General features: G+C 58.8%; 22 protein-coding genes. 3 read left to right on the top strand and 19 right to left on the bottom strand.

Features of this window, described 5'->3' with window-relative positions:
• Positions 1-270: 270 nt before the first annotated feature.
• Positions 271-933, bottom strand: a complete 663-nt coding sequence (locus AC1DYJ_RS02990) for a hypothetical protein (RefSeq protein ID WP_477279855.1) — start codon at positions 931-933, stop codon at positions 271-273.
• 179 nt (positions 934-1,112) lie between these two features.
• Entirely contained in the window at positions 1,113-1,574 is a 462-nt protein-coding gene (locus tag AC1DYJ_RS02985; protein WP_477279853.1) for a thermonuclease family protein, read from the bottom strand.
• A gap of 345 nt (positions 1,575-1,919) precedes the next feature.
• Here AC1DYJ_RS02985 and AC1DYJ_RS02980 point away from each other — a divergent pair, with 345 nt between their 5' ends.
• Positions 1,920-2,177 carry a DUF982 domain-containing protein gene (locus AC1DYJ_RS02980; protein WP_477279852.1) on the top strand — a complete coding sequence of 86 codons (258 nt, stop codon included), beginning with the start codon at positions 1,920-1,922 and terminating at the stop codon, positions 2,175-2,177.
• A 21-nt stretch (positions 2,178-2,198) separates the two neighbouring features.
• Here AC1DYJ_RS02980 and AC1DYJ_RS02975 read toward each other — a convergent pair whose 3' ends face one another.
• On the bottom strand, positions 2,199-2,462 hold the full coding sequence (locus tag AC1DYJ_RS02975; RefSeq protein ID WP_477279850.1) for a hypothetical protein: 264 nt from the start codon (positions 2,460-2,462) through the stop codon (positions 2,199-2,201).
• A 218-nt stretch (positions 2,463-2,680) separates the two neighbouring features.
• Between AC1DYJ_RS02975 and AC1DYJ_RS02970 the strand changes: the two genes are divergently transcribed.
• Positions 2,681-2,866 (top strand): hypothetical protein, encoded by a 186-nt coding sequence (locus tag AC1DYJ_RS02970; RefSeq protein ID WP_477279848.1) that lies wholly within the window; start codon positions 2,681-2,683, stop codon positions 2,864-2,866.
• A gap of 29 nt (positions 2,867-2,895) precedes the next feature.
• Here the strand turns inward: AC1DYJ_RS02970 and AC1DYJ_RS02965 are convergent, their stop codons facing one another.
• From AC1DYJ_RS02965 to AC1DYJ_RS02930, 8 genes are all read right to left on the bottom strand, one after another.
• On the bottom strand, positions 2,896-3,105 hold the full coding sequence (locus AC1DYJ_RS02965; protein ID WP_477279846.1) for a hypothetical protein: 210 nt from the start codon (positions 3,103-3,105) through the stop codon (positions 2,896-2,898).
• Positions 3,080-3,289, bottom strand: a complete 210-nt coding sequence (locus tag AC1DYJ_RS02960; RefSeq protein ID WP_477279844.1) for a hypothetical protein — start codon at positions 3,287-3,289, stop codon at positions 3,080-3,082. Before AC1DYJ_RS02960 ends, AC1DYJ_RS02965 begins: the two co-directional genes overlap by 26 nt.
• A gap of 484 nt (positions 3,290-3,773) precedes the next feature.
• Positions 3,774-5,651, bottom strand: coding sequence for a UvrD-helicase domain-containing protein (locus tag AC1DYJ_RS02955; RefSeq protein ID WP_477279842.1), 1,878 nt, complete (start codon positions 5,649-5,651; stop codon positions 3,774-3,776).
• 138 nt (positions 5,652-5,789) lie between these two features.
• A complete protein-coding gene (locus tag AC1DYJ_RS02950; RefSeq protein ID WP_477279840.1) occupies positions 5,790-6,491 on the bottom strand; it encodes an SOS response-associated peptidase in 702 nt (233 codons plus the stop codon).
• Between the two features lie 9 nt (positions 6,492-6,500).
• The gene (locus tag AC1DYJ_RS02945; RefSeq protein ID WP_477279838.1) at positions 6,501-7,046 is read right to left on the bottom strand and encodes a hypothetical protein; all 546 of its coding nucleotides are present in this window, start codon (positions 7,044-7,046) and stop codon (positions 6,501-6,503) included.
• Positions 7,047-7,108: 62 nt separating this feature from the next.
• On the bottom strand, positions 7,109-7,468 hold the full coding sequence (locus AC1DYJ_RS02940) for a hypothetical protein (RefSeq protein ID WP_477279836.1): 360 nt from the start codon (positions 7,466-7,468) through the stop codon (positions 7,109-7,111).
• Positions 7,465-8,337, bottom strand: coding sequence for a hypothetical protein (locus tag AC1DYJ_RS02935; protein WP_477425936.1), 873 nt, complete (start codon positions 8,335-8,337; stop codon positions 7,465-7,467). The genes AC1DYJ_RS02940 and AC1DYJ_RS02935 overlap by 4 nt, the downstream gene beginning before the upstream one ends.
• A gap of 18 nt (positions 8,338-8,355) precedes the next feature.
• Positions 8,356-9,039: a hypothetical protein gene (locus tag AC1DYJ_RS02930; protein ID WP_477279832.1), complete on the bottom strand. Its 684-nt coding sequence runs from the start codon at positions 9,037-9,039 to the stop codon at positions 8,356-8,358.
• A 489-nt stretch (positions 9,040-9,528) separates the two neighbouring features.
• On the opposite strand from AC1DYJ_RS02930, the gene AC1DYJ_RS02925 reads away from it, so the two are divergent.
• Positions 9,529-9,771, top strand: coding sequence for a hypothetical protein (locus tag AC1DYJ_RS02925; protein ID WP_477279830.1), 243 nt, complete (start codon positions 9,529-9,531; stop codon positions 9,769-9,771).
• A 222-nt stretch (positions 9,772-9,993) separates the two neighbouring features.
• Here the strand turns inward: AC1DYJ_RS02925 and AC1DYJ_RS02920 are convergent, their stop codons facing one another.
• The 8 genes from AC1DYJ_RS02920 to trbK-alt form a co-directional block, all read right to left on the bottom strand.
• A complete protein-coding gene (locus tag AC1DYJ_RS02920; RefSeq protein ID WP_477279828.1) occupies positions 9,994-10,392 on the bottom strand; it encodes a nucleotidyl transferase AbiEii/AbiGii toxin family protein in 399 nt (132 codons plus the stop codon).
• Entirely contained in the window at positions 10,385-10,978 is a 594-nt protein-coding gene (locus tag AC1DYJ_RS02915) for a DUF6088 family protein (RefSeq protein WP_477279826.1), read from the bottom strand. The genes AC1DYJ_RS02920 and AC1DYJ_RS02915 overlap by 8 nt, the downstream gene beginning before the upstream one ends.
• A 205-nt stretch (positions 10,979-11,183) precedes the next feature.
• Positions 11,184-11,411: a DUF2274 domain-containing protein gene (locus AC1DYJ_RS02910; RefSeq protein WP_477279824.1), complete on the bottom strand. Its 228-nt coding sequence runs from the start codon at positions 11,409-11,411 to the stop codon at positions 11,184-11,186.
• Positions 11,408-12,622 carry a TraB/TrbI/VirB10 family type IV secretion system protein gene (locus tag AC1DYJ_RS02905; protein WP_477279822.1) on the bottom strand — a complete coding sequence of 405 codons (1,215 nt, stop codon included), beginning with the start codon at positions 12,620-12,622 and terminating at the stop codon, positions 11,408-11,410. Before AC1DYJ_RS02905 ends, AC1DYJ_RS02910 begins: the two co-directional genes overlap by 4 nt.
• The gene (gene trbG / locus AC1DYJ_RS02900; protein ID WP_477279820.1) at positions 12,619-13,683 is read right to left on the bottom strand and encodes a P-type conjugative transfer protein TrbG; all 1,065 of its coding nucleotides are present in this window, start codon (positions 13,681-13,683) and stop codon (positions 12,619-12,621) included. Before trbG ends, AC1DYJ_RS02905 begins: the two co-directional genes overlap by 4 nt.
• A complete protein-coding gene (gene trbF, locus AC1DYJ_RS02895) occupies positions 13,680-14,366 on the bottom strand; it encodes a conjugal transfer protein TrbF (RefSeq protein WP_477279818.1) in 687 nt (228 codons plus the stop codon). Before trbF ends, trbG begins: the two co-directional genes overlap by 4 nt.
• Positions 14,363-15,733, bottom strand: a complete 1,371-nt coding sequence (gene trbL / locus AC1DYJ_RS02890; RefSeq protein ID WP_477279817.1) for a P-type conjugative transfer protein TrbL — start codon at positions 15,731-15,733, stop codon at positions 14,363-14,365. Before trbL ends, trbF begins: the two co-directional genes overlap by 4 nt.
• Positions 15,730-16,083, bottom strand: a complete 354-nt coding sequence (trbK-alt, locus tag AC1DYJ_RS02885) for a putative entry exclusion protein TrbK-alt (protein ID WP_477279815.1) — start codon at positions 16,081-16,083, stop codon at positions 15,730-15,732. Before trbK-alt ends, trbL begins: the two co-directional genes overlap by 4 nt.
• Between the last annotated feature and the right edge of the window lie 11 nt (positions 16,084-16,094).

The following is a 16,094-nucleotide window of genomic DNA, read 5'->3' as shown; positions in this document are numbered from 1 at the left end:
GCCCCCTTGCGAGATTTTGTGTCGAGTTTCATGTTCTTATTAGCGGTCGCCGCCCCCACGAGCCCAGGCTCTAACTCGACGCTGAGATACCAGTCATCCTCGCCAGTCGACCAGCATGAACTCGATTTCTGACTATTGGTAAAGAACCAATTGGATGCCAGGAGATACCAGCAGCATTTGTCACATCGGGGTCTCCCACCATTCGTAAGAGGAAATTCAAACAGTCCAGAGCTACGAAGGGGTCTAATCGCTTAGCTATCCCACACGAAACTAGGCTTGGTCCGGTAGTCTCAGTGGCCTAGTCGGCTTTTCCCATTGGCGTGGGTCGACAGGCACGCTAACGCCCATGCTTGCTTGGTTTACTTCCCTTAGGGAATGGCGCATTTCGGATTGAAGGAGACTTACGAACCGTCGACGAGCCTGCCAAATGTGATGGCGCATAAGCAAAGGACTGTCGGTTCCATCACGTGCTGCCATAAAGCGGGCGACATAGCAGGCCCGTAGCACTTGGTCGAGGATTTCCACTCTAAATCCCTCGTCATCAACCTGTTGCCAACTGCCCTTCACGTTTGGGAAGAAAAGGCGTCCCCGGTCCACCAAAGCGCTTGCTCTAGTTCCGAGTTGATCAAATTCGATGCGCTTGTGGACAACTTCGCTAGCCAAAGGATTACAGGCGGTTTCAAGTTCGGCCATCAAATCAATGACCGTTCCGCCCCATTTCGCCATGTTGGCGTCCCTTTGCCGGGCCTCTTGTATTCTTCCAGCTTCGTCTTGCCGCTTTTGATAAAGCTCTTCAGCCTCAACCTGCAGCCGTCGTGCTTCTGCCTCCGTTTTGCGGTGCTGCCTCTCTTCTCGGAGAGAAACGCGCCACTGCACATAGGCCAACACAGCAACAGTAATCCCAATAAACAACTGAGCAGCGATGTCGAACATTTGTATCCCCCGTCGACGATCTTTCATGGCAACAATGCCGAAAGCAAGTCTGCTGCGCTAGCAAACGCTTTCCGACGCTGCCAATCCAGGGACCTGAGCGGTTTGAAGGTCAGGCAGACTTCCTGTCAACGGTTAACGGTGGGAACAGTCGGAGTTGGCGCGAAGCCCCATCTTCAGCATCATCTCTGGCACCATGGATCGCCAGCGCGTTTTTGACGTGGCGTCCAGACCACAGCATATCCTTCGTCCAGAAGCACCTGACCCGCCTCTCTCCCGTCTTTAAGGCGTAGCCTAACAAGGGGGCGCTGGAAGTGGTCTCGCGCGCCCGAGTCCTCAATCTTAAGCCCACGTGTCTGCAGCAATTCCGCAAGGCGCTCTTTGGCCTCGTTTGCAATTGTGCGCTCGGCGTCACACTTCGCTTTGCCAATCTCTGGTGCGTCAATGCCGGTCCTGAAAGGTATGCCATTGCCGAGAAGCCGCATGTCGATGCCGTCGCAGCGTATCGAGTCTCCATCGATAGCTGAAAGCGATGAGCATGAAATTATGGTCGCGGCGTTCGCGATACAGGCCGCAAGGCAAAAGATTGATAAGAGAATTAAGCGCATGTCATCCCCCAACGAAAAATAGACAGTAGCGCTCAATCAATCTCCACGTAAACTCGGGCCTACCGCAACCTCTTTGGGTAAATGTAGTGATCGCCATTGCTATGGTGCTCGACACACACCGCTTTCCCCATTTAAGAGGCTCCTACTTAGCGGCGACTGCCGGACATTCGGAGAAGTTGTTTGGCGATCGCGCTGACTTGAGATCGGCGTGACTGGGAAAATGGATGCCGCGGCAAGCCTGAACGACTGTTTACTGTACGTCTGAGCGACACGGTTTGGAGGGCATCCGGGATCGGCACCTGAAAGTTGCGCGTGCCAGTGATCCGATCACCCGCTCAGAAATTTGTTCCAAATATTCCGACCCCACATTAGAACTCCCTAATGGCTCTCCATTGGTTCAACCCTCCGGTCCCTGTAAGCGGCGAACGCGCCGGCATGACCCACAACGTCAGCAACGTCGAGGCGGCCTCCGAACTTCTCCTTCAGTGGACCAAGCGTGGCCCCAAGTGGAACCTCGCGGTGCGCGTCTGCATGGCCTGCCTGGCTGACCAAGCGACACCTCAGGAGGTTCGCAAAGCGTTCCGAGCTGCTGCAATTGAGGAGGGGAAGCTCCGCACAGCTCATGAGGGGGCTGATTGAGTATCTGCCAGCGATGCCACGTCACTCCATGTCAGGGACGTCCCCGCCCACAAAGAGCGTTGTCGGTTCCCCGTATTCGCCGAGTGCCGGGTTGGCCTCACGTGACCACGCAATGACCCCGGCATGTTTCCCCGCCAAGCCCTTCGCGGTCCTTATCGCCCGGTCCTCAGTCTGCTCCTCGGCTGGCCCATAGACAGGTTGGAGGTCGCCGGTGTCATCGCGGTCGAAGGCGGTGACCACGATCAGCTTCGGTGCCTTCTGCTGCGGAAGAATGTTGTCTGACATGGAATGCCTTTCGTTAGCCGTTAGTCGGTCCCGCTGCGCTTCCGTCTATGCCACCCTCGGCTGAACCCATAGCTCACCGCAGGGGCCCATAAGGCTACCTCACGCTCCAGTGAGGCGTTGGCGGCGAGGAGCGCCTTTACGGCCTCTCGGGGGTCTCCACCGTTGGCGGCTATGGCCTGATCAGCGGCAAGTTCCCAGTCCATGGCGGGAGGATCTACTTGCTCTTGCTCGGCTGGCATTGCTCTACCTTACAGGCATTTCTCACCATCGCCACGATGCTCGAAACAGAACCAATGCGGCGCCTGCTTTGGCTTCGCGAAACCCCATCCGGCATCTTTGCCGCAGCCAGGACGCTCGCACCAATGATGCTGGATACCGGGCGCTGTGACGTGTTCTGGGCTTGAAAGCCTGATTTCGTGGCTCACGTCCGCCATCACCCCAACATAACCGGGGTATCGTCATAGCTGACGGTCGCCACCCCCGGATGCCGGTGAGCTATGGCGAGTATCTTGGTCTCAAGTTCACAATTGTAGACCATGAGCGCTTTCACGGTCTCAAGCGGGCTCTCGTATCGAGCGATCAGCTTCACCGCTTCCAAATGCAGTTCGGCTTTGGCCTCAGCGTCCAAATGCAAAATGCTCACCCTCGTTCCTCCTTGCGGGGCGCGGTCCCGAGCGCGTGTCAAGTTGTTGCTGAAGGCGACCGTTGAGGACGATCATTTCCTTGAGTGCCTTCATCACGTCGCCCTTGTGGACGGTAACGAACTTGTCGGCGACGACTTGAAGAGCAGCCCCTTGGCGGCTGTCGAGCGTCACGATGCGGTCCATGGCGATTACTCCAAATGCTTGGATATCCGCAGTGAACAAAAAGAGAACATAAATGTCAAGTGCGAATTGACCGGAGGAGGAATACGTTCCTATCCTGGGTCATGCCTGACACTGGCGGAAGACGAAAGCGCGGCGGCGAATGGAAACTCGGCAATGCTCATGAGATTGGGCAGCTCGTGCTGGTTCGCTGCGGGCTCTGTAACGTCAAGCGGTGGGTACCTGCCGAGTGACCTGAAGCAAATCTTCGGGAACATCGAGGCCGAGCTGGTCGGGAGCAAAATGAGCTGCAAACGGTGCGGCAAGAACGAGTATATGCATGCGGAGACACAGAACCCACCGGCGCGGGAACGGCAGGGCATTCGGGTCACGCGGCTAGCCGAGATCAGGACTGTGCGGCGGGTTGTCTGGCGTGATGAGGACTGAGGAGACTTCTTTCGACCCTTCTGGGCCGTCGCGTCTGCGGAGGCGAAAGAGGCAAAGTCAGCTACACAATGGCGGCGACCTTTTGCGTACCCAAGTCGACGAAATCGGGAAGGGTGCTTCCGAACTCCCGCAATTCGGGAGCCGAGCACACGACCGTCAACCAGCTGCCTTCGGTGTGTCGCTTTAGTCGCGTAATTCCGGCGTAGATTAACGCCAGACTTTGCAGATGCGCCGCGTTCGAGATGTAGACTAAGAGGAGGCGGGTCTCCCACCCTTTGTAGCTATGGAGGGTCGTAGCCTTCACGCGGGCATCCCCCATATAGAAGCCCATCTTCTTGCGCCGGTGATCATCTCCGAATGTGTCCAAAGTCTTAATGTTGCGAATTTCCAGTTCCTTAATGATCGCCGATCCGGTGCTCATATCGGCTGCCAGAACGGTAATGTCCGCGTTCGCCAATCCAGAGGCGATCCCGGCATGGCGCATCAGCGCGACAACCTCGTTGGCAGCCACCCTCCCTGCATCAGGAAGTCCGCACTGGACCCATCGCAGCCGGCACGGATAGAAGTCCAGGGCACCCTGTTCGGGACTCGGAAGGTCAACCAAACCTCTCGGTAGGAAACTCTCTGCGAACGTCCTAGCGAATTGAATGGCGTCAGGAGGCATCCGGTAGCTCACGCCGAGCTGGGCCCATCGCCCCCCTTGGAACCCAGCGCCCTTCATGACGTCATCGGTCCAAGCTCCCGCTGTCCCGTATATATCCTGCGTTGCGTCAGCAGCGAGGACGACCTCACCGTGAGGCTTGCAAGCCTTTCGGAGGACGTTCCACCACAACGGCCTGTAATCCTGTCCCTCGTCGACGAGTATAGCATCATACCTCGTCACGTCCGGACTGGAGAGTGCTTCGTCCGCGAGCTTCGCGATCTCAAACTCCAGGGCTGACTTCTTAGCCTCCTTGGTTGTCGCCGACGCGACAAGTTGGTCGTAACGGCCGTCGAGGCCAGCCTGGTAACAGGCATGTTTGCACCATAAGTGAAAGTGCGTGAAGGTGATGTTCTCGAACTTCTTCGGCGACGTCAGTCCCCTCACGATCATATCGCGCAGGTAGTGCCAAAGCGTGATGTTGTACGTGGCCACCAGGACGGTCTTATCTTCGTTCGCGAGCCTCGCTGCTCGCGCGGCCAGTACCAGGGATTTTCCCGAGCCGGCCGCACCCTTGATGCGTCGATAGCCGGTTTCCGTTCTCGTTTCGGCGAGAGCGCGCTGGTTGGGATCCAAGACGAGAGGCATGCGCTGCTCGACTGCGAAGTCCGGTTCGACGAGCCAGCCTCGTAGGTCGTCTGCTCGGTCAGCAGACATTACGATGGAACCCTTGCGTCCGCATTCCGGAAAGATGACTGCCAGGTTCCCGGAGGCAACGTCTTCCGCTCCCGATATCGGTTGGTAGGCTTCGTACTTCTTGTCCGGATCGTTCGGCAGAAACGGCCCGAGTAGGGCCTTAACGGCATTCGCCGGCGCGAACGGGAAGATCACTCCGGCGGTCACTGCTGCCCAGCCGTTACCGGACTGGAGGCGCGGGCAATAGAGGTCAAATATCTCCTTTTTATAGAGGTGTACCTTCGTCACGGGGTTTTGGGACTGGATACAGAAATCGATCCTATCTCGCGACGCCCAAAGCTCCGGGCGGCCTTTCTCGGAACCTTTGACGTGGTACCGCATCGCCGTGAGGTCCCAGTCCTTCACCTCGAAGACGGCAATCCCTGCATTTGGATTGAGAAGGACGAAGTCAGGGCGAAGGCCATTCAGGTGCGGCTGGACATAGATCTCCCATTCGGCAGGCAACTTGCTATGAAACACGTCCAGGACTATCCGCTCTCCTGCGGTTAGCTCCTGCCGGAGTGTCGACAAAGCCGTCAGAGGTGGCCGAACTACCCGTTCCATCGCCAACTCCATGCTTCGCTGCAGACGTGTTCACCCGATACATCCGACCATCTCAGCACAGTCAAGCGCCATTGGTAGGTCCGCTCTCCCCCATCATGCTCCGAAGCGCTACGGCAGGACATCGAAAGCCGCCCTGTCCTAAAGCAGTGAGCCTTGTGCCGGTGTCTGTGGCGGAACTTTGATCTGCGTAGCCGGCTTCTCGACAATCACCAAGGCGTCATCCGGGGCCGTTCGCTGTAGCCGTTTAGCCTCAGACCACGGCGCTGTAAGCCACATCTCCGTCTCCTCTTGCGTCCTCAAGATGACCGGCATGGCCTTCTGGTGGATAGGCTTGATGAGGGCGTTGGGCTCGGTTGTCAGGAACCCATAGACCTCGTGGTCGCCGGGGCCGTCCTTGAGCTTGCGCACTCCCTGCCAGGGCGTCCAGAGACCGGCGAAGAAGAAGAGGGGGCAGTCCTCGTTGATGGCAAACCAATAGTTCTTCTTAACGCCTGTCTCAGGGTCCTTCACGTCAACCGGGCTGGGCTCCGCGAAGCTCGTCACTGGCACCACACAGCGATGCTCTACGCCTAAATATTGCTGCCAGTAGGAGTAATTTGTCTTCCGTATGTTCTGCCTACCGGAGTCGGCTTTGCCTTTGACCTGATCGGGCTCAGTTGGCATGCCCCACAGTAGGCTGGCAAGCTCCCGCTGCCCGTCCAGCGCATTACGGACCACCGGTCCAGGGCGGTTGGGATAGATGTCAATGGACGGCTCAAGGTTGCCCAAGATGTCCCGCAAAGTCCGGGTCCATTGGCGAACGGCTTCTTGCGACGTGGTGATGTTGTAGAGGTTGCACATACGTGGCCATCAGTCCCAGTCATTAAGGTCGGTTAGGGTTTGCCGAGCAACCAAAGCGGCTTCGTAGCGCTGGCTTTTTGAGAACTTCCCAAAAACGCCATCGACGATACAATTCTTCAGATTTTTGGTGTCTCGTCGGTTGTACAGGTCTGGGTTCTTGGCCAGCGCCATACCAATCAAAATGCGTTCCATCCATTCAATCAGTGGGCGGTTAGTCACGTACGCTCGGCTTAACGTCCAAGTTGGCGTTCTGAGCGGAAATAAAAGCATCAAGGGCGTGTGACGGGGGTGCTCGCTGATAATATTCTGATAGTGATCCAGCTTATGCGGCGCGAAAATCTCGCTGTAGAACCCCGATTTCGCATTGGTTTTGCCCACGTAAAATGGACGGTACTTGTCGCCGTACCGCAGCAGAAACACATAGCAACCGATGGCATGGCAAAGACGATTGTGGCCGAGACTCTCCCATTCCTCTTCCTCGCGCACCTGAGCCCAAAAGTGCGACCTGTCCTGACTTAGATCAACCTCGAACGGTCCAAACGACCAGAAATGCATGCCCGCTCCTTTTTCTCAGAACTGAACTTATAGGGCAAATCCGCAAGCGTTTCTCCACCTTGCTAGGCAGTCACTACGGTGCCGTTCAATTTCCGCAACGCGAGACGGTAGTGGTACGGGCTGATTTGCTCGAAGAGCACCGTTTCCAAAGGTTGCGCGTGGGTCCGGGAAAAGAACTCGCCGACGAACCACCTGTCTTGGAAGAACGTACGCGGCTTGCCATTCTGATAGCTGGGGACAAACGTGTCAGTTCGGAGTGCCCCGAACTCCAAGTGCATAAGGCGACGCGGCTTGTCGTGCTGACTTGGGCCACCAAACACGTCCTTCGGCAACTGATCACGGAAGGAGGTGATGTAAATATGGTGACGACCAGGCTCCTGTTTGACGTTCGCCCCGGTTAGTGTCGTCTCGAATATTCTCATGCTACTCTGTTGCCCTTTTTTGCCATCCCGGATCGTACCACCTCATGCATAAGTAGGATGTCCCGTACGACCCTGCACACGTCGGCGGCCTTTTCATTCGTGTCAGCGTAGTGATTTGCGTGAGCCAGATCGTTGCGCAACTTTTCAATTGCCTTGAGCTTCTCTTTAAACTCATTTCGTCGAGGATCACCTGCGAAGACCAGCTTTCTAAGAATGTCGCTCTTGTCGCAGAATTCAGTGAACAGAAGTTCATTGACGATCCCGCTAATTTTTTGCGCAGCATCGATCCGACTATTCAGCGAAATCTGCCTAGGGCCCGAAATGCACGTGCGCCATTTGCTCCCGTCTGGGTCGTAGAGCCGGATCGTATCTGTCATTGCCATTTCCAGGCCTGTCACCAGACCGAAGAAGGCTGCCCGCACTGGAAGGTTTTGCAGATCAGAGAGGCTGACCAATCCGACAATGCCTCTTTCGGAGACTAGCAATCGAAATGGCCGCGCATCAGCTTCCCGCACGAATGACAAGATGCTGGCGTCAGCTCCGATTAGGTGACTCTCCGCCAACGGTTCGTATGCCTCGCTGACCAATATCTCAGGTGCAGGTGTCTCGTAATATCCAGCGAGGTGGACTACACCGACGATGTGCTCATCGTCGTCGCCACTATCTTGGACCGGCATGTAGTCAAATTTTTCTGAGTTGCCCGCAACCACTGCGCCAAGGCGATCTTCTTTGCCGCAGCAAACGAAATCCTCTCGCTTCGTCGAAATCATGCTGACTGTAAGACCAGCATGCAGATGGTGGAATTCAGCGGCCTCGCGCACCCGCTCCGTCTGTTCGCCCCCATCCTCGGGATCGCCCGTTCTCCACAATCGCTATGCATGGCTGTTTTACCTACGTCTTGCCTTCACCGTGCCGCCTCGGGCTCTGACCTGCTCCAGCAATTTCGCTTCTGCCTTCTCGGGCAGTCGCAATGCCCTGGTCGGCTTGGTCCAACTCTCTGGGTCCAAAGGTATTTTGACCCCTTCACTCTCTTTACCCACCTTCCGCAACGATTGGCGCATTTCCGTCTGCAATAGCATCACGAACCGCCTGCGAGATTGCCAAATATGCTGACGCATAAGTTTGGGGGCGACGTTTCCATGGACCGCAAGATGTTGCCCGATGTAGCAAGCACGTAGGACGTGATCGAGTATTTCTACACGCGTACCTTCGTCGTCGCCTGAGCCATTCCCGCTTTGCACGTTGGGAAAGAATAAACGTCCTCGATCAACCAGCGCGCTTGCGCGACTGCCTAGATGTTCAAATGTGCTGGGCCTAATCGCTGTTTCTTCAGCAAGGGGATAACAGGCCACTTCAAGTTCAGCCATCAAATCGATGACACTCCCACCCCATAGTGCCATGTCAGCATCCCGCTGGCGAGCCTCCGCGGCCTTATCTTCTTCCGCTTGGAGGCGAGTTGCCTGAAGTTCTGCTTCTCTGTGTCGCTTTTCTGCTCTATTCGATAGTGCCAATTGAACAATAGTTAGAATACCTACTGCGACGGTGGCTGCGCCGATAATTGCTTCCAGCATTGTTCTCCAATCCCCAGAAATCCCATACGTTTATTACCGACAGTTCCAAGGCAAGCTAGCCACAATCGACGGGCTGGCCAAGTTGTCCCCGGACTGCCGCTGCGCCAACCACTAGCGCTTCGGGCTCCGATGGATAGAGCGGGACGGGGGCATGGGTAGGCCGCGGACATTCTGGCGTGAGTGCTCCGATTGCGGCGCAGCAGCAACGCGTTCATCGAACGGTGTCCGGCCTATTTCGAGCAGAACGCCACCTCCTCGGATGATGACGATGGCGAATAGCTGCCAGCTTTGAAAGCGGGACCTACAGGAAGCGTGTTGGCAAGCTCCACACGCTGCTTGCGGTCTGTGACTAGCAGAGCGATACTGTGGATGTTGGTTATGTCGAACCAATGCGCCACGACCGTCGTCGGTTCGAAGTCGCGACGTTCCTACCCGACGGCGGCGGGTTTGGCCTCCAGTTCGCGGATGCGTTCAGCAGGAAACAGCCCCATGACACCATCTATGTCTAAGATGAGTGATGCCCTTACCGATCTCCGCGTTGCTTTGGCTGCTGGCCAGGAGCGGGGGACCGCCATAGCTGAGATCGCCGAGGAATACGGCTTGAAGCCCGCCCTGCTCGCTCGCTATGCCGAGACAATGGCCGCCATGCCGCTCCCGACAGCGAAGGAAGCAGATTTAGAACGACACAAGCGCGATATGGAGGAATTGATACGCATATTTATGGAGGATTAAGTGCCAATCCTCACTCCATATCGGACACGTCGCCCCTAACAAAGAGCGTAGTCGGCTCGCCGTATTCGACGAGTGCAGGTTGGCTTCACGCGACCATGCAATGATACCGACATGTTTCCCCGCTGAGGACCTCAGGCGCATTCCGACTGCGCTTCCGGGAGGTGGCCTTGGACCGCGAGGCGGAATGCTTGTGGCGCTGCTGCCGGCCTTCTGAGTTGAAGATCACGGCGATGGCAGCCATTCTCCACGACCGAGTGTCACAGCCGTTTTATGTGAACAGGAGCTATCGGTTCTATTGAACCGATAGCAGTGAACGGAACGGGCATAAACACCCCTCGACCGCGGTATCGCCAATGACAACATCCCAGAAGCCCGCCACTTTGGCGCAGGATATGCGCCCTCTGAGAAGCGGCGGATGGCGCCAAACGCCTTCGACAGCGACGTGCCGCCTTTGAACACGAAGGACGGTGCTCCGTCCTTCTGCAGCTCGAACAGACGTTTCAACGTCCAGCAAACCCAGAAATTTTTCTCGACTATGGTGTTGGCAACGCCAAGCGCCGCTCCGATCTGGCCAAACAACGCTGAACGATCGGAGCGGCTTGAGACTGCGACCTTATCCATCGACCGTTCCGGCAGCATCGCTGGCGATCTGCACCAGAGCTGGCCTCATCCATGCGGGAGCCCGGAAGGCGCTGTGGGCCAGCATCCTCTTGTCGCTCGCGGACAGCCTGCGGGCAGCCACTTGGACAACATCGGTGGCGCGCACCACGCCAACGTGTCGCAAGGCCTGGACGACGGTACCCGCCGGGCTGCCAGGCGCGATCAGATGCTTCGGCGAGGCGTGACGCAAGTCGACAATTCTCTTTCCAAATACGACGCGCCTCGACGGTCCGTCGGTCAGATAGGTGCTTCTTGCCGGAACCTGGGTGGACAGGCCGAGGGAATTGGCGGCCCGGGCTCCTGAGATCTGTACCAACGATCCGGTCTCACGTGCCAATGCACCTGCCACGTCGTCCGGAGCTGGCGACAACAGGCCAAGTTTTGCGTGCATCTTGGGGAAGTCGTAAAGACCGTGAGCCAGCCGGCGCAGTTTGCCGGCCCCGACCAGGCGCGACAGCGCCTGATCGACCGCAGCACGGCTGGCAAGGCTGAGAAAATCGCTTGGCGTAAAGACGCTGCCACGCCCGCCCGCACGGGCTCGCCTCATAATGCGATCTGGTACTGACAAAACTCTCATTTTCATATGTCAGAAAATAAGTTATCTTTTTCTGACATTCAAGACCCAATTCTTCCCCCGGTTAACATTCAGCGGAAGGCCTTGGTGCCCGGACAATTCAAAGCCGGTGCGAACTTGTTGATTGATGCGTTCCTGCGGGCACAGAACGCTCTTCGAAGCGCCCGACAGAGACGGTTCAGCCTCCCTTCCCGCCGGCGCGAGATCGGTTAAAGGCGCGGTCCGTCGCCATGAATCGTGCCAGCATCGGTGCGATCAGCTTTGCCGGATCGACGACCGTCTGGCCGGTCTCCCGGCCGAGGGCTTCGGCATAGGCGACAAGATCGCTATGCACGGCGGCCGGCAACCCGATCGTTACCTTGACCGGTCGATCATCCGGAATGGTGGAGAGTTTCAGCTTGATCATGACGGGTCCCTCGCTGTTTGGTACGGCGTCAGCACAAGGTCGCGATTGACGATCACGCGAACCGGGAAACCAGGCCGGACCGTGAGCGTCGGCTGCACATCGAGTTGGCGACCCACGATCTGCTGGCCGACATTGCTCATTGAGTTCTGCGTGCTTTCGCGGATCGCCTTGGCGATATCGCTCTCCTCGCCGCTGGAACCGAGGCTGCTGCCGACACCCAACAATGTCGAAAGCGCCGCGGCCCGGAACAGCTGACCCCAGTGATGATCGACCTGATCTTCCAGACCGGAAAACCCTTCAGCATCCGCGCCCTGCTGGCGCTGCAGCACAATCGAGGTGCCGTCCGGCATGATGAGCCGGTTCCAGACCAGCAGCACGCGCGACTGGCCGAAGGCAACCTGGTTATCATATTGGCCGATCAGTTTTGCGCCCTGCGGAATCAGCAGGAACGAACCTGTCGGGCTGTCGTAGACATTTTCCGCAACCTGGGCAGTAACCTGGCCCGGAAGATCGGAACGGATGCCAGTGATAAGGGCCGCAGGAATGACCGTGCCGGCCTGCACGACATAGGGCGAGGCCTTTTTGGCGAGACGGTCGGGACTGACGGTACGGCGATCCGGCTCCGCATTGACGAAAGCCAGCTTGCGGTCCTGCATGTTTTGGGCGGAGCCTGGGTCGAGCGGCGGCTGCTCGGTTGGAGGTGTCAGGCTGGACAAAGCGTCCGCAACTGTCTGTCCTGCGCCGGCATCCTGCCGCGCGGGATTCGCTCCCGCGTTGCTGTCCGTGAACAGTTTCGCCACCCGCGCCGCCTCGATTTCGGCCATGCGGCGTTGTTCGTCCGGATCGACGTGCGATGCCGCCATGTTCGGCACTTGGGCGGGCGCACCGCGCCCCTGAGCACGCAGGATCGGACGGCCGAGATCGCCAGGCAGTGCGGGACCAAGCTGGGGGATGCCGGCATAGTCCTTCGGCAGCGTCTGCAGCCCATCCGCCGTCGAGCCGTTTTCGGTGGTGAAGAGTTCGGAGGTTTGATCACTACCGCGCCTTCTGGTGTCGAGCGCCCAGATCAACGTCCCAAGGATAGCAATACTGGCAACGCCTCCCAGTCCGACAAGGACCTTGCGAGAAAGCCGCGTTACCCTGGTCGGTTCTGGCCGCAGGCGCAGTTCGGCCCTGATGTCCTGGTTCGGGGCATTGGCAGCTTCGTTCATCGGAACAATCCCAAACCGCGCTGGGGACGTTTCCCGTCAGTGCGCACGATCCGGACACGCTTCTCGCTCGTCTTGTCGCCGAGCCTCAGTTCGGCAGCGGCAAAGAGGCGGTCGACGACATAGTAGTTTTGTCGGGCGCGGTAGTTGACCAGTTCCGAGCCACCCGAAGGGCCGATGACGAACAGCGGTGGCATCTCTCCCTGACCGATACCGGACGGGAACTCGACATAGACCTTTGCACCGTCGTCGAACGCACGCAGCGGCTTCCAGGGGGCCGCATCGCCCTCGATGCGATAACGGAAGTTCAGCTTCTGGATGTCGACGCCGGAAGCGACCGGCTGGGCTGCGGACGCCCGTGCGTTCTGGCGCCGCAGCGCGATCAGCTGATCCTGCGGATACTGCCAGGACACCGAGGCCATATAGGTCTTTTCGGTCGAACGCAGCTCGACGTGATAGGTGCGGCGATCGCTGTTGATGACGAGGTTGGTCTGGAGATCGGGCCTCGTCGGCTTGACGAGGATGTGGACCTGAAGCCGCTCCCCTGCCCCGCTCTCAGTATCACCAATAATCCAGCGCACCGTGTCGCCGGCGGCTACCGGGCCGGTGCCGACGAGCTGCTCGCCAGGCTGCAACGCGATGTCGGTGACCTGACCGGGAGCGGCATAGATCTGGTAGAGCGCGCCTTCGCTCCAGGGATAAAGCTGGATCGCGTTGATAAAGCCGTCGCGGACAGGCTGCATCCGCGCGGCCTCATTGGCCTGGCTGATACGCTGTTTCGGATCGGTTGGCTCCGATTTCGCCTTCGTCATATCGACCGGCTTCAGCTGGCCAGGCAGCGGAAGCGGTTTCGGCAGTTCCACGACCTTCACCGAACCAGGTGGGTCGAACTTCTGCATGGCAGGCACCGCATCGTCGTAGTCGATCTGCGGCGGAATGTATTTTTTCGAGGCACAGCCGGCGAGCGCTGTCGCCGACAGCAGTGCCAGGGCAAGTACCCGCGCCTTTTTGATGGTGTGCACAGTCTGTCTGTTCGACTTGCCGGTTCGTGGCGCGCAAATCATGAAAGCTCCTTCGACCAATCGATGGCGTTGACGTAGACGCCGAGCGGATTGGTTTTCAGCCGGTCGGCGTCGCGGGGTTGCTGAATTACGATGGTGAGGATGGCGGTCCAGCGCTCGGTGCCGGCCAGGCTGCCGTTCTCGTAGCGGCGCTCGGTCCATGCGACACGGAACGATTCCGGCGAAGCACGGATGACGCTGGAGACCTCGATCGCGATCTGTATCTTGCCGACCTTGGCGAACGGGTCGTTCAGGCGGGCATAGTCGTTCAGAGAGTTGGCGCCTCGGTCAGTGGTGTAGTCGTAAGCGCCCAACCAGTTCTGGCGAACGATGACGGGATCGGCAGGAATGCTTCTCACCTGTTCGATGAAACGGGCAAGATGCCATGCAATCTGCGGATCGGTCGGCCGGTAGTCGGCCACAGCTGAAGCGACCACTTGCGCCTCACCAAACTTGTCGACTTGCACCACCCAGGGAACCACAGAGCCGCGCGTCGACTGCCAGACCAAAGCGAAAGCGAAACTGCCGGCCAGTGCGAGCGAGCCGAAGGCCATCAGCCGCCAGTTCTTTGCCTGGACCCGGGCCGAGCCTATGCGGTCATCCCAGATTTGCGCGGCACGTTGGTACGGCGTCTCCAATTGAGGCGATTGTCCGTAACGGACGGAAACTCGTCTGAAGAGGTTCATCGGCGGTCATCCTGATTGAGGGAAACATTCATCGAGCCGCCGCCATGGTCGCCAGAGCGAACGGAATGCGCCGCCATGCTCGCGCCATGACTCATGGCCTGGCCGCGCTTCATGCGACTGGCCCAAGCCGGCGGCGATCCAGCATTGGATCCCGCGCTCGACGCACGTCCTGGCGCAGTTGCTCCTGATGGCTGCTCTCCACCCGTCGCGCTCCACGCGGCCGACCGGCCGGCTTGATGGCTATCGGACAGGGCTGAGGCTGCACGCGACATTGCCTGCTTCACCGGCTGAACGGCAGCGCCAGCACCCGCCTTGGCGACACCCGCCATGCCGGCGGCGATTGAACTTGCGCCACCCTGCCCGGACGTGGCTGCGGCAAGTCCCCATGCCGTCGCGGTGCTTCCAGCAAGATGCGCACCGCCGCGCGCCGCGGCTGCCGACATACGTCCGCCTGTCCCGGCAGCACTCGCCGCGCCGCTCAATCCAGCGCGAGCGCCCATGGCGCCGGCAGCGCCAAGGCCGATCGCGCCAAGGCTGGTGCCAACGGCTGCACCCGCGCCGAGTTGTGGTGCACCAGAGACGAGGCCCGTCGCGATGCCGGGGCCGAAGATCGACAGCCCCATCAATGACAGGGCGCCGAGGACAAGTGAAAGCGCATCGGTGATTGTCGGTTGTTCGGCGCCGAACCCTTGCGTGAACTCGTCGAAGAGACCCGAGCCGATACCGACGATCACGGCAAGAACAAGAATCTTGACGCCCGAAGCAACGATATTGCCGAGCACTTTCTCGGCGAGAAAGGCGGTCCGGTTGAACAGCGCGAAGGGGATCAGCACGAAGCCGGCAAGCGTTGTCAGCTTGAACTCGATCAACGTGACAAAGATCTGAACGGCGAGAATGAAGAAGGCGATCAGCACGATCGCCCAGGCGATCATCAAAACCGCGATCTGGACAAAATTCTCGAAGAACGAGACGTAGCCCATCAGCTGGCTGGCGGCTTCAAGGATCGGATTGCCGGCGTCGATGCCCACCTGCGCGACACGGCCCGGCTGCAGCAATGCTGAGCCTGAAAGTGCCGATCCTCCGGCCTTCAGGCCGAGACCGGAAAAACTCTCGAACACGATGCCGGCGAGACGATTGAAGTTGCCGATGATGAAGGCGAAGAAGCCGATGTAGAGCGTCTTCTTCACCAGCCGGTGCAGCACATCCTCATCCGCGCCCCAAGCCCAGAACAGGCCAGCGATCGTGATGTCGATGACGATCAGCGTTGAGGTGAGAAAGGCGACCTCGCCGCCGAGCAATCCGAAGCCGGAATCGATGTAGCGGGTAAAAGTCTCGAGGAAACGGTCAATGACACCGGTATCGTTCATGGGGCGACCGTTTCCGGCTGGAGTTGCTGCCTTGGCGGCATGGATGGCTGGAGCCGGCTCTGGTCCTTCTCGATCGATGGAGCCGCGTATGGTGTTGCCGGACGGGATGGGCGCAGGAAGCGCCGACGGCTGTCCGCCCACACCTTTCTGCAAGCCTCGTCGGCGATCGCGGCCATGCCGATGTCTCGGCATCGAGCGAGTTCGAGGTTTGCCGGCTCGCCGCCCGGATGTGCGGAGCGCGGGGGGGACGCGTCCTGCGAGCCGTCGCCGCGCAACACCATGAACGCGGCGGTCATGGCAGCGACAAGGGCGAGAACGGCTGTCATCCGGGCGGCGATCTTGAGATCCATGGGAACAAGGC

This window comes from Mesorhizobium sp. P2_B11, assembly GCF_056404855.1.
This window is presented reverse-complemented; position numbering and strand designations above follow the sequence as displayed.

What these genes read in the sequence shown, in the direction of transcription:
- AC1DYJ_RS02940 (WP_477279836.1), bottom strand. Translation starts at nt 7,468, where the DNA reads ATGAGAATATTCGAGACGACACTAACCGGGGCGAACGTCAAACAGGAG.
- AC1DYJ_RS02920 (WP_477279828.1), bottom strand. Translation starts at nt 10,392, where the DNA reads ATGGATAAGGTCGCAGTCTCAAGCCGCTCCGATCGTTCAGCGTTGTTT.
- AC1DYJ_RS02945 (WP_477279838.1), bottom strand. Translation starts at nt 7,046, where the DNA reads ATGCATTTCTGGTCGTTTGGACCGTTCGAGGTTGATCTAAGTCAGGAC.
- AC1DYJ_RS02925 (WP_477279830.1), top strand. Translation starts at nt 9,529, where the DNA reads ATGACACCATCTATGTCTAAGATGAGTGATGCCCTTACCGATCTCCGC.
- AC1DYJ_RS02905 (WP_477279822.1), bottom strand. Translation starts at nt 12,622, where the DNA reads ATGAACGAAGCTGCCAATGCCCCGAACCAGGACATCAGGGCCGAACTG.
- AC1DYJ_RS02960 (WP_477279844.1), bottom strand. Translation starts at nt 3,289, where the DNA reads ATGGACCGCATCGTGACGCTCGACAGCCGCCAAGGGGCTGCTCTTCAA.
- trbL (WP_477279817.1), bottom strand. Translation starts at nt 15,733, where the DNA reads ATGAACGATACCGGTGTCATTGACCGTTTCCTCGAGACTTTTACCCGC.
- AC1DYJ_RS02930 (WP_477279832.1), bottom strand. Translation starts at nt 9,039, where the DNA reads ATGCTGGAAGCAATTATCGGCGCAGCCACCGTCGCAGTAGGTATTCTA.
- AC1DYJ_RS02990 (WP_477279855.1), bottom strand. Translation starts at nt 933, where the DNA reads ATGTTCGACATCGCTGCTCAGTTGTTTATTGGGATTACTGTTGCTGTG.
- AC1DYJ_RS02980 (WP_477279852.1), top strand. Translation starts at nt 1,920, where the DNA reads ATGGCTCTCCATTGGTTCAACCCTCCGGTCCCTGTAAGCGGCGAACGC.
- trbK-alt (WP_477279815.1), bottom strand. Translation starts at nt 16,083, where the DNA reads ATGGATCTCAAGATCGCCGCCCGGATGACAGCCGTTCTCGCCCTTGTC.
- trbG (WP_477279820.1), bottom strand. Translation starts at nt 13,683, where the DNA reads ATGATTTGCGCGCCACGAACCGGCAAGTCGAACAGACAGACTGTGCAC.
- AC1DYJ_RS02915 (WP_477279826.1), bottom strand. Translation starts at nt 10,978, where the DNA reads ATGAGGCGAGCCCGTGCGGGCGGGCGTGGCAGCGTCTTTACGCCAAGC.
- trbF (WP_477279818.1), bottom strand. Translation starts at nt 14,366, where the DNA reads ATGAACCTCTTCAGACGAGTTTCCGTCCGTTACGGACAATCGCCTCAA.
- AC1DYJ_RS02975 (WP_477279850.1), bottom strand. Translation starts at nt 2,462, where the DNA reads ATGTCAGACAACATTCTTCCGCAGCAGAAGGCACCGAAGCTGATCGTG.
- AC1DYJ_RS02955 (WP_477279842.1), bottom strand. Translation starts at nt 5,651, where the DNA reads ATGGAACGGGTAGTTCGGCCACCTCTGACGGCTTTGTCGACACTCCGG.
- AC1DYJ_RS02950 (WP_477279840.1), bottom strand. Translation starts at nt 6,491, where the DNA reads ATGTGCAACCTCTACAACATCACCACGTCGCAAGAAGCCGTTCGCCAA.
- AC1DYJ_RS02910 (WP_477279824.1), bottom strand. Translation starts at nt 11,411, where the DNA reads ATGATCAAGCTGAAACTCTCCACCATTCCGGATGATCGACCGGTCAAG.